We start from the raw sequence: 11813 nt of genomic DNA on the forward strand, positions 1-11813 counted from the left end.
CGTGGGCGGGGCGTCGGACGCGGGCGGCGTCGCCGGCGTCGTGGGCGGCGGTGCCGCCGGCGCGAAGCGGGAGGACGCGTCCGACGGGCGTCCGGGTGCGGCCTGCCCTGCGCTGGTCGCCGCCCGGGTGCGGGTGCGGTCCGAGGTGTCCGGACGCGACGCCGGAGCTGCCGGCGAGGTGCCGAGCCCCTCGACGACGATGCTCGTGCGCTCGAGCCGCAGCTCCTGCTCGATGCCCTGCAGCGCCTGCGCGAACTCGAGCGCCGTGCGCGGACGCACCGCCGCGTTCTTCGCCATCGCCTGCTGCAGCAGCCGATCGAGCGCCGCCGGGACGTCGGCACGACCGGTCGTCGGCGGCGCCGTGCGGATGACCCGTTGCATCAGCGCGTGCGCCGAGTTGTCACCACCCGGCACCTCGAACGGCGACCGCCCGACGAGCAGGTGCCAGAGGGTCGCGCCGAGCGAGTACACGTCCGACTGCTTCGTGCCGTTCGACTGGCCGGTCAGCACCTCGGGCGGCGACCACGGAATCGAGACGCCGATGTCGTCGGCGTCGTCGGCCTCTGCCGCTCGGCCGGCGATGCCGAAGTCGGTCAGCCCCGGCTCGCCGTACTGGCTGACCAGCACGTTGGCCGGCTTGATGTCGCGGTGCAGGATGCCGGCGCGGTGCGCGGTCTCGACCGCGCTGGCCAGCTTGACCCCCGTGCGCAACGTCTCGGCCACGGTGAAGCGCTCGGCGGCGGCCCGCACGCCGAGGTTCGGCTGCGGGTAGTACTTCATGATCAGGAACGGACGCCCGTCGGCGGTCGTGTCCGCCGAGAACACCTGCACGATGTACGGGTGGTCGGCCAGCTCGGCCATCGTCTCGGCCTCGGCCTCGAACTGGGCGAGCTCGGAAGACGAGAGGCGGACGTCCTTCAGCACCTTGACGGCCACGCGCATGCGCGGCGACCGGCGCTCGTAGAGGTAGACGTCCGAGTAGCCACCCTCGCCGAGATGGCTGACGAACTCGTGCCCCGGGATCTCGGGCGGGGCGGCGGTCGTCATGCCCTGACCTCGAAGGTCAGGGTGATCTCGTCGGCCAGGCTGAGCGTCGAGCCGGGCGTGAGCAGCTGCAGGTCCTGCTCGCGCAGCCGCAACGGCGGCTGGCTCGGCAGGCCGACCACCGTGCCGTTCGTCGACCCGAGGTCGCGGACGTAGACGTTCCATCCGTCGATGACGATCTCGGCGTGGTTGCGCGAGATGTCGTTCTCGGGGCTGCGCAGCCGCAGCACGTGCGGCGGATCGTCACCCGGCGGCACGTCCGGCGCGCGACCGAGCAGCACGCCCTTGTCGAGGGTGACCATGATCGAGCCGCCCGAGGTCAGCACCCCGAGCGGCGGCCGTGGGATCTCGACCGGATCCTGGTCGGGCATCGCCGCGCTGCACACACGACAGGTCGGCACGTGCACGGGACTGAGGTGGCCGTTCGGGCAGCGTCCCGCGAGCACGGTGGGCCCCGTCGCCGCGGCGGCCGCGCGCAACTGCGCCCGGTTGACGGTCTGCGCGACGGCCGGCGGCGGTTCGTCGACGGGTGACGGACGCGACACGATCGGCGCCGGCACAGGGGCCGGCGCCGGGGACGAGGGTGGGGCCTGCTCGGTCGAGGAGGTCGCCCACGGCACGCTGTCGATGAGGCCACCGGAGCTCGGCTTCGGCGGCTCGCCCGCCGGCACCGACCGGTCGAAGTCGGCGGGCGGCTCGGTCGGCCAGGTCGCGGTGTGTTCGGCCGACGGCGCCTCGATCGTCACCGCAGGCGGCTGTGCCGGCGGCGGCGGCACCACGCCGCGCTGGGTGGCGCCGAACAGGAAGTCGTACGAGGGCAGCTGTTCCTGCGCAGCCGGTGGCGCGACCGGCGCGGGCTCGGGTGCCGGCGCGAGCTCGGGTTCCGGCTCCGGCGCGGCGGTCTCCGGCTCGGACGCAGCGGTCTCCGGCTCGGACGCCACCGGCTCCAGTTCGGAAGCAACGGCCGGTTCGGCCACGACGGTCGGCTCGGCCACGACAATTGGCTCCGGCACGACGGCCGGCTCGACAGCCGGCTCAGGTGCCGGCGCCGTCACCGCCGTCGCGAGCGAGACGATCACGACCGCGGCGGTGGTGACGCCCGAGCCCATCGGCAGCTCGACCGACGAGGCGGGCGACGCCTGGCCGGTCAGCGTGATCGCATCCGGCGGCGACGCCAGCACCACGTCGGTCCACGAGACGGCTGGGTCCGCCTCGACGACGATCTCGTCGACCGCCGCCACCGCGTGCGTGCGCACGACGGCAGGGTGCCGGACGACCACCCGCGGTGCACCGCCCTCGGGCAGCCGCACCAGCGCGAACGCGGGCGCCGCGCCGACGCCCCCGGCCGTCAGCGCGTCGAGCACGGCGTCCGCAGCAGCGCCCTCCGAGACGAGCTTCCAGCAGCGGCGCACGACCGGGTCCTCGGGCGGCAGGTCGACGAGCAGCCAGGCCCCGGGTGCCGTGACGGCGACCCACGAGCCGGGCACGTACGTCGAGCCGGCGAGCGCGCTCACGCAGTCCCCCGCAACTGCTTGCGCGGCGCGGTGATGTCGACCTGCTGGTCGTCGCCGAGCGGCAGACCGACGACGATCACGCTCACGTTGTCGTGGGCCCCCGCGTCCAGGGCCTGGTGCACGAGCGCCACCGCCGCGCGTTGCGGATCAGGTTCGTCGCGCAGCGCGGCCTCGATCGCCGCGTCGTCGACCTCGCCGCTGAGGCCGTCGGAACAGATCAGGAACCGGTCGCCGGCTTCGACCGGCAGCACCCAGATGTCACAGACGGGCGCCGGGTCGGTGCCGAGCGACCGCGTGACCACGTTGCGCATGGGGTGCGTGCGCGCCTGCTCGCGGGTGATGTGCCCGGCCGCGACCAGCTCCTCGACCTCGGAGTGGTCGACCGTGACCTGCGACAGCCGTCCGCCCGCGTGGCGGTAGACCCGCGAGTCACCGACGTTGAAGATCAGCCAGTGCGGCGAGCCTGCGATGGACGCGAAGCAGACACCGCTCACGGTCGTGCCGAGACCGGCGGCGGCCGGGTCGGCGGCACCGGCGCGCAGGATCGCCGCGTTGGCGCGGTCGATGGCGGCGACGACCTCGGTGCGGTCGACGACCGGACGGTCGGCCAGCACGCTGAGGTGCTCGAGGGCGATGGCGGCGGCGACCTCGCCGGCCGCGTGCCCGCCCATGCCGTCGGCGACGGCGAACAGCGGCCCGCGCACGAGGACGGCGTCCTCGTTCAGTTCGCGGACGCACCCCACATCGGTCATGGAGCCGACGCGGAGGTCGGTGAGCTCGTACACGGAGGTCATTCTGCGGGACTCGTCCGGTTGCGTCAGGCGACCGGCGTGGCGTCGAACGCGCTGGCGAGCGCCTGCTCGACCGCGTCGCGCGGCATGACGACCAGACCGCCCTCGTCGCCCTCGCGGCCGAACAGCCACTCACCGCTCGCCGAGCGGCCCGCAGCGACCGAGACCGACCGGTCGGGACGGGTGCGCGCGTACACGAGGGCCTCGCCGTCGGCATCGAGCAGTGCCGTGACGACGGAGCTCAACCGCTGTTGAGCGGTCAGCTCGGACGTCAGCGCGTCGATCTGGAAGCAGCCGGGACGCGTCGTGCTCACCACGACGCCGGGCGTGCCCGCGGGCCCGCTGCCGACGAACAGACTGACGGCGGCGGACGGCCGGACCAGCACGAGATCGACCCACGTGTCGTTCTCGACCAGCAGCGCCGCAGCGGCCCGCACGGCGGCATCGACCGTGATGCCCTCCGCATCTGCACCCGCCTTGTCACGCGCGAACAACGAGGCGAGCCCCGCCTCCGCCACTGCTTCGCCGGCCGGCAGCGGCAGCATCTGCGCGAGCCGGTCGAAGCCCGGGGCGTTGCCGACGAGGAAGCGGAGCTCGGCGAAGGTCAGCAGTTCACTCATGGTGGTCCTCGGGATCAGAGGGCGTGGAAGTAGTCGCTCGCGGCGTTGAAGAAGCCGTGCACGCCCTTGTAGCGGTTGACGAGGTCGCTCGCCGCCTTCGGGTCGGTGTAGGGGTCGCCGTGGATGTGGGAAGCACCCACCGCGACCGCGTGCGTCTCGACATGCTGGTTGGCCGGGCTGTTGGCGATGGCCGTCCCGATGGTGGTGCCGACGTCCCACGCGCCCTTCGCCAGAGCGACCTCCGGGACGAACACACCGACCGTGTCGATGCCCGTGTTCAGACCGTGGCCTGCAAGCGACCAACCGCTCGCGTGGTCGTGCAGCGCGAGACCGAACTCGCCGAAGTCGACCGCCACGCCCATCACGCCGAGGCCCTTGCCGAGCTTGGCGAGCTTGCTGCCGTCGTCGAGGTGGGACAGCACGCCGTGCTCCCACTGCGTGAGCGGGATGCCGGTCTCCTTGCTCAGGCGTCCGAGCTGGACGAGCGTGATGCCGACTCCGGCCGCAGCGCTGCCGAACGACCACGCCTGATCGGCGGAGAAGCCCTCGCGCCCCGGACCGAGCGAAGCGACGTCGCCGACGCCACTCGCCTGCTCCTGCTCACTCGCGTTGAGCCGTGCGGTCGTCGCCATCTGGTGCAGCTCACCGACGATGCGGGTGATCGCGGCGGCGTTGCGGCCGTGCCAGGTGTGCGCGAACTGGTCGAAGTCGTTGCCGTGCCAGGTGCCGCCGAGCCGGTTGACCGATCCGTTGACGCGTCCGATGAGGTTCGTCAGGTCGTCGCCCAGCCGGTCGAGCTGGTCGGCGAGGCCGCGGACGATGCCGGGGTCCATGCCGAGACGAGCGCTCATGTCGGCTTCCTCTCCATGCTCGGTGGCTGTCGTGCCGACAAGGAACGGCGACGCTGCCGTTCCCCGTCAGCGCACGGCATCAGCGCGAGACGCTGCGCTGCTCGTTGGCGTTGCGGATCGCCGCGCTCGACAGCTGCTCGAGCTGCTGCACGGCCTGGTTCATCTGCTGGCGGTACTGCGTCGTGTACGTGCTGTGGAAGCGGTTCGAGTCGTCGCCCAGCCAGTTGGCCTGCATCGTGTTCACGATGCCGTCGAGCTGACGGATGATGCCCTGCAGCGACTGCGCCTCGCTCGAGATCTGCCGGCCGATGCCCTCGACCTCGTCGGGGTCCATGCCCTGGAAGTTCATGATCTGACTCCTTCTGCTGTCGTCGTGGTGGGGGTGGGTCAGGCGATCGACGTGCCGGCCGAGGCCTGCCGCTGCTCGTTGACGTTGGTGAGGGCGAGCTGGCCGTGGTTGGCCACCTCACCGGCGATCCGGCTGAGGGCCGGCTTGAAGTTGCTGTGCCACGCCTGGGCGAAGGCCTGGGCGTCATGACCCCACCAGGCGCCCTGCGTGCGCTGGATCAGTCCTTCGATCGCGTTGATCAGGTGCGGCAGACCGTCGGTGCCGATCTGCTTCATCTGGTTGCCGGCCGCCTCGACGACGTCGACGTCCATACCTTCGCGGGCCATGTCTCCTTCTTCCTTCTCGGGTGATCGGTGACTGTGTTGCGAGAAACCTAAGCAGCGCCGGATCGGCGGGGAATGGGTTGCACTCCCCATGCCGGCGCGGTCATGACGGCAGCCCCACCTGGACGATCTCGGTCCGGCCGAGCCGCACGAGCACGCCGCGGCCGGGCAGCAGATCGATCGCGCCGAGCCGCGGGAAGTTCGTCTTGAAGATCGTCGAGCCGTCGCCCAGGTCGGGCGACAGCGCCAGGCCGGCGCGTCCGGTCTTGAGCTGGCCGACGAGCCCCATGCTCGAGTTGAACGTCGAGGTCTCGCCCTCGCCGATCACCAGGTGCCCGTCGGTGGCGCACTGCTTCACCAGCTGTTCGAGGGCGAAGTCGCCCATGCCGCTGGCGTGCTCGGCCGCGCCCTCGATGAACACCGCCAGCGGCGGCGCCGTCGCGGCTCTGCCGGCGAGGCCTGCGGTGAGGTCGGTCGCGAGGTCTCCGGCCGTCTGCGGGTTGAGGCTGGTCGCCTTCCAGAACGGCAGTGCGGCGAGCGGCGAGCGGGCGGAGCCGAAGTAGTACAGCTCCGCATCCGGACGCCACCGGTGCACCGCCTCCGCGAAGGCCTGCAGCACCGTGGTGCGGCCGCTGCCCGGTGGGCCGCAGAGCACCATCGGCCCGGACGGCGCGAACGCGATCGGCGCGAGCGTCGACGAGGCGATGCCGATGACCGGCTGGTCGTCGAGGGTCGCAGGGAGCTCGCGCAGCGGGATCCGCTCGGGCAGCGCACGGATCGGCGCGGCCGTCGAGGCCCCGCTGCGCCGCATCGACTCGGCGAACCCACGCAGGGCGGCAGCCTGCTTGACGACGTCCGGCGTGCCGCCGAGCACCGCGACCTGGATCTCGCGCTCGTCCATGATCCCGCGTCCGGCCGGTGACGCCGGCGAGAGCACGTCAGCAGGCACGCCGAGGAACGAGTAGTCGTCGGCGTTCGACATGCGCAGCACGACGCGTGACTGCATCGCGGACGCGAGCGCCGAGGACAGGCCGCCGCGCTGGTCGGAGGTCAGGACGACGTGGACGCCGACCGGGCGTCCGTCCGAGGCGATCGACGTGAACAGGTCGAACCAGCGCAGCCGGTCCGGCGGCTCGTACGCCGACCGGAAGGCCGCCACCCCGTCGACGAGCAGCAGGATGCGCGGCTCGTCGGGGGCGCCGGCGAGGGTGCGGTAGTCGGTGATCGTCGCCGCGTTGGCACGGGCGTAGCGCAGCTGGCGTTCGTCCACGAGACCCCGCAGCCAGCCGAGCAGGCGCGTGATGCGCTCGTGGTCGGCACCGCTGATGACGCTGCCGACGTGCGGCAGGTCCTCGAGCATGGTGAGCGCGCGGCCGAAGTCGATGCCGTAGACGTGGCACGGTCCGCCGCGGACGGTGAACCCGGCGGCGACGGCGAGGCTGCGCAGCAACGCCGACTTCCCCGAGCCGCCGGCACCGAAGATGGCCAGGTTGCCGTGCCGGTCGGGCTCGAACGCCACCGTCGACTGCACCTGGTCGTCGGGCACGTCGGCGAGGCCGAACACCAGCTCGGTGTCCGTGCGGCGCGAGCGCACCTGCGTCTGGTCGGCGAGGTCGTAGGCGCGGCCGAGTTCGGGCAGCCACGGCTTGCGCGGCGCCGGGATCTCGGCGAGCGCACCGGCCGCCCCGATCGTGCCGACGAGACGCTCGATGTCGGTCGGGCCGAGGTTCTCGGCGACGACCTCGTCGACCTCCGGCTTGCGCCACACGGCGGGCGTGCCGAAGCCGAGCTCCTCGACGACGATGTCCGGCGCAGGCGGCTCGTCGGTCGTCCAGCCACCGGCATAGCCGGTCTGGAACGGCACGAGCCGGCCCGGCCCGGTCTTGGAGACCGCTCGTCCGGGCAGGGTCGGGTCGAAGAACGCGGCCTCGGGCGAGCCGAGCACGTCGGAGCTGTCGGACTCGTCGGCCATCCGCAGCGCGAGCCGCAGATTGGTGTTCGCGCGCAGGTTGTCCTTGATGACACCGGCCGGCCGCTGCGTGGCGAGGATGAGGTGCAATCCCAGCGAACGGCCGCGCTGGGCGACGTTGACGACACCGTCGACGAACTCCGGCACCTCCGACACGAGCGCGGCGAACTCGTCCACGACGAGCACCAGCGACGGCGGCGCGTCGACGACGCCCTTCTTCTCCAGCTCGACGAGGTCCTTCGCGCCGTGCCGGTGCAGCACCTTCTCGCGGTGGCGCAGTTCCGCCGACAGCGACGCCAGCGCTCGCCGCACCAGGTGAGGCGACAGGTCGGTGACGAGTCCGACGGTGTGCGGCAGGTCCTTGCAGTCCTTGAACGCCGCGCCGCCCTTGTAGTCGACGAGCAGGAAGGTGAGTCGCTGCGGACTGTGCGCGGCGGCCATGGCGAGGATCCACGCCTGCAGCAGTTCGGACTTGCCCGCGCCGGTCGTGCCGCCGACGAGTGCGTGTGGGCCGTCGGCCCGCAGGTCGAGGGCGTGCGCCTCCCCCGCCGACTGGCCGATCACGGCGCGCAGCGTGCCGGCGTGGCGGACCGGTCGCGCCGGCGCGAAGGGGCCGGTGAGCACCGAGCGGTTCTCGGTCCAGCGCTCGATGACCGCGTGCGGCGAGCTCGCGAGCTCGGTGCCGGTCAGCGTCAGGAGCGACACCGCGCGCGGCAGGTCGCTCGCGTCGTCGACCTGCGCGTCGAGATCGACGACCGGTGAGAGCTGCCGGGCCATGGCAGCGGCCGCCTCACCGGTCAGGTGCTCGAGGGTGACCGGCTCGACCGCCGTGCCGGTGTGCACGAAGCCGGCCACACCCTCGACACCGGTCCGACCGACCTCGACGAACGTCTCGCAGGCCGCGGGCAGGGCCGCCACCTCGTCGGCCAGCCACACGACGTGGATGCCGTGCGCGGCGCCGTCACGGGCGAGCGCGGCGACGCGGCTGTGCTGCAGCACCGCGTCGGTCTCGACCACCACGACGACGGCGGGGCCGACCGGGGCGTAGTCGGCGTCGCGGCGCGAGGCCAGCAGCTCCTCCAGTTCGGCGACGAGCTCGTTGCTCGTCGTCGCGCTCGACGACAGGGGGCGCGCTGTGAGCGGGCTGCTCGGCGACGACGTGTGGGGCAGCCACTTCAGCCAGTCCCAGTCGGCCGCCGTGGTCGGCGACGTCATGGCCGTGACGACCAGCTCGGCCGGCGAGTGCAGGGCGACGAGCTGCGCCACGACGGCGCGGGCGACCGGCAGCACCTGGCTGCGCGGCCCGGCGAGGCCGAGCGCCGCGTGGGCCAGGGACGCGACGACGGGCACGCCGTCGACGGTCGCGAACGGGTCGACCTTCGCGACGAGCTCGCGGTACAGCGCGCGGGTCGAGCGCTTCGTCGACGGCAGCTCGAGCTCGTGGCGTGACGGCAGCCGCCCGTGCCCCAGGCAGATGTCGGCGAAGCCCCGGGCCCCGGGCCGGCGCGTCCAGAGCAGCGGCGAGCGCGCCTGCGCCGCCGCCACCGCCGCAGCGGTGTCGGGGTGCTCGCCGCGACGGCTCGTCACCTCGGCGGTGGTCGCCGACTGCAGCTCCTCGACGAGGGCGTCGACGTCCTCCCAGAAGGCCTTGACCGCCTTCTTGTAGTCCGACCGTCCGCCCACCCGCGACTCGACGACGTTGCCGATCAGCATGATCGGGCTCAGCGCGACGAAGACGATGGACGTCAGCGACTTCGTGATCAGGTAGAGCAGCCCGCCCATCAGCAGCGGGGCGAGCATCGGGATGAGCGGGAAGCGCTGGTTGCGCCCGCGCTCGGGCAGCTCGGGTGCCTCGAACCGCTGTCCCTCGTAGACCGGGTCGAGTCGCGGCGAGCGCACGAACTCGTGCCCGCCCGACGGCGCCGCGGGACCGGTCGGTGTCGCGAGGCGCCGCACCGACAGGCGGGTGTCGCCGAGCTGCACGACGTCCGAGCCGCGCAGGATCGACCGTGGCGCGGCGGTGTCGTCGATGAGCACGCCGTTGGCCGAGCCGAGGTCGATGATCTCGACGACGTCCGAGACGTTGATGCGCGCGTGCCGCCGCGACACCATCGTGTCGGTCAGGCGCACGTCGCAGCCGCGCTCGCGGCCGATGACGGAGGCGCCCACGGGGATCTGGTACTCGCGCCCGGCATCGGGTCCGTCGAGGATCTTGACCACGGCGGCCGCCGCGCGGTGCGGGTCGCCGTACGCACCGCCGACCCGGCCGATGCTGACGACGGCGCCCGAGTGCAGCCCGCTGTCGACCACCGGCAACCGGGGGTCGACCGACAGGCTCTCGGCCCCGACCACCGTGATGGTCAGGTCGCCGTCGGCCGACGCCGATGGTGCGCGATGCGGGTCCGCCGCCGCGAGATGCGCGGCGAGATCGCCGACCGTCGTCGCCGAGTCGACCGTGGCGACCAGGTCGACCGCCCCGGCGGGGCGCTGCAGCGTGAACTTGACCTTCATGCCGCTCCCGCCGCCGATCGTCCCGGGCCGAAGAACGTGGCGAGGCTCAGCGCCGCCCGCAGCCGACGCCACCGGCCGACCGACGAGCTCATCCGCCGGCGCGCGTCGTCGACGTCCTGCCAATAGGCCGCGACGTCCTGCTCCTGCGGCTCGGCCGGCCCGAAGACATGGGCGTCCGCGCGGTGCGCGATCGGCGCCACATCGTGGGCCTGCAGCGCCCTGGCCTGCTCACGACGGGTCTGCCCCGCCGGCGTCGGGATGCCGAGGTCACGGGCGTGATCGATCAGGTCACGCCAGCCGGTGCTGAACCGGCTCGCGGGGCTGCCCTTCGTGCGCCGCCGCCGACGGCGCTCGGCCTTGAGCGCGACGATGCCGCCGCAGACCAGCAGCACGGCGAGCACGGGCGGCCCGCCCCAGCGCAGGGTGGCGCCGATCCACGCGGGCAGTCCGCTGCCGGACGAGCCGGCCGCAGCATGCTTCTTCTTGATGATCTTGGACGAGCGGCTGTTGGCGTCGTCGGTGTTGAGCTGCTCGCCCTTCGGCCGGCTGGCCACTGGCGGCGGCACCGCCTGTCCCTGCGTCGGCGCCGCCTCGGTCGCCTGCACCTGCTGCGGCGCCTTCGACTCGTCAGGGGTGAAGGCCTTGTACGGGATGGTGCGCCAGGTGCCGTCGACCAGCTTGATCTCGACCCACGCGTGCACGTCGGCCCCGGTCACCGTGCCGTGGTGCACCTCGGCACCGAGCACCACGCGGGCCGGTACACCGACGCTCTGCGAGTCGAGCAGCAGTGCGAACGCCGCCGCGTACTGCTCGTCGTCGCCGACGAGGCGCGGGTTGGCGAGGAAGCGCTGCAACTGGGTGACGTAGTGGCCGGGCAGGTACTGCAACTGGTCGGGCTTCAGGCCGTCGCTGTAGAAGCCCGCCTGCAGCGTCTGCTCGATGCGGGTGATGCGGGCCATCAGGTCGCTGGACGACCCGGCCAGGCTCGCGGCCTTCTGGCTGAGGAACGCGGCCTCCTGGCCGAGCACGCCGTCGGGTGACGCCGGCGCCGCCTGCTTCGGCATGCTGTCGTCCGGCAGCACGGCATGCACGGTGTAGCTGTCGCCCGGCTGCAGGCCGTCGGGCAGCAGCGCCGTTCCGGTCGCGAGGTTGTAACGGAAGTAGAGGGCGTGCGCGCTCGCGTTCGGGCCGTGGAAGTCGATGCTGGTCAGCTGCCCCGCGTCCGGCAGCCAGACGTCGCGGTAGCCGCCCAGCGGCACCGTCACCGTGTACGTGACCGCTCGCCCCGAGCGAGGCGCGGTCACGCTGGCGCCGATGCGCTGGAACGCGTCGAGCACCGGGCCGGCACTGGCAGACATGCTGTTGGTGGCCGTCCAGACCGTGCCGTTGTACTGGTCGAGCGTCGCGATGCGCACCAACTGGCCGTCGGCCAGATCGCTGACGCGGAACAGCGTCGCCTGCTTGACCTCGTCCCGGCGGTAGTGCCGGAAGCCCGCCAGCGGGCTCGGGTACTGGTCGAGGTTCACCGGCGGCTGCACGTAGCTGCGCAGCACGGTGCGATCGGTGTGCCCCGCACCCGGCAGGTGCGGCCCGACCAGCGCGCCGCCGACACCGGCCAGCCCGAGCAGCACGGCTGCGGTCGCAAGCCGCACCCGACGCGACGAGCCGCTGCGGGCGACCGGACGCGAGTGCCTGGCGCGCACCGCCGTCCACGCCAGCGCGACGACGGCGAACACAGCGCCCTGCAGCAGCCGCGCCGCGGGCGTCGCGGGGCCCCGCCGGCTCCCCGCGGCGCGCACCCGCCGGGGGGGCCCCACCGGCGCCCCCCGGCGCGTCGGGCG

General features: G+C 73.0%; 9 protein-coding genes. All 9 read right to left on the reverse strand.

The genetic code is table 11. The features are described 5' to 3' along the window. A partial coding sequence (locus ACTHMS_RS19795; RefSeq protein ID WP_440308382.1) for a serine/threonine-protein kinase occupies nucleotides 1–1047 on the reverse strand: 1047 nt, incomplete at its 3' end. Continuing rightward, nucleotides 1044–2558 carry an FHA domain-containing protein gene (locus ACTHMS_RS19800; RefSeq protein WP_440308383.1) on the reverse strand — a complete coding sequence of 505 codons (1515 nt, stop codon included), beginning with the start codon at nucleotides 2556–2558 and terminating at the stop codon, nucleotides 1044–1046. The genes ACTHMS_RS19800 and ACTHMS_RS19795, both read right to left, overlap by 4 nt. Then, the gene (locus tag ACTHMS_RS19805; RefSeq protein ID WP_440308384.1) at nucleotides 2555–3343 is read right to left on the reverse strand and encodes a PP2C family protein-serine/threonine phosphatase; all 789 of its coding nucleotides are present in this window, start codon (nucleotides 3341–3343) and stop codon (nucleotides 2555–2557) included. The genes ACTHMS_RS19800 and ACTHMS_RS19805 overlap by 4 nt, the downstream gene beginning before the upstream one ends. A gap of 32 nt (nucleotides 3344–3375) precedes the next feature. After that, nucleotides 3376–3969: a hypothetical protein gene (locus tag ACTHMS_RS19810; RefSeq protein ID WP_440308385.1), complete on the reverse strand. Its 594-nt coding sequence runs from the start codon at nucleotides 3967–3969 to the stop codon at nucleotides 3376–3378. A 14-nt stretch (nucleotides 3970–3983) separates the two neighbouring features. Continuing rightward, nucleotides 3984–4820 carry a WXG100 family type VII secretion target gene (locus ACTHMS_RS19815; RefSeq protein WP_440308386.1) on the reverse strand — a complete coding sequence of 279 codons (837 nt, stop codon included), beginning with the start codon at nucleotides 4818–4820 and terminating at the stop codon, nucleotides 3984–3986. Between the two features lie 79 nt (nucleotides 4821–4899). Then, nucleotides 4900–5169, reverse strand: coding sequence for a WXG100 family type VII secretion target (locus tag ACTHMS_RS19820; protein WP_440308387.1), 270 nt, complete (start codon nucleotides 5167–5169; stop codon nucleotides 4900–4902). A gap of 38 nt (nucleotides 5170–5207) precedes the next feature. Beyond that, entirely contained in the window at nucleotides 5208–5495 is a 288-nt protein-coding gene (locus tag ACTHMS_RS19825) for a hypothetical protein (RefSeq protein ID WP_440308388.1), read from the reverse strand. Between the two features lie 100 nt (nucleotides 5496–5595). Beyond that, a complete protein-coding gene (locus tag ACTHMS_RS19830; protein ID WP_440308389.1) occupies nucleotides 5596–9972 on the reverse strand; it encodes an FtsK/SpoIIIE domain-containing protein in 4377 nt (1458 codons plus the stop codon). After that, nucleotides 9969–11813 (reverse strand): DUF3488 and transglutaminase-like domain-containing protein (locus ACTHMS_RS19835; protein WP_440308390.1); only part of this gene is annotated, 1845 nt, incomplete at its 5' end. The genes ACTHMS_RS19835 and ACTHMS_RS19830, both read right to left, overlap by 4 nt.

This window comes from Jatrophihabitans sp. (genome assembly GCF_051960575.1).
Classification (GTDB): Bacteria; Actinomycetota; Actinomycetes; order Mycobacteriales; family Jatrophihabitantaceae; genus JBQCEE01.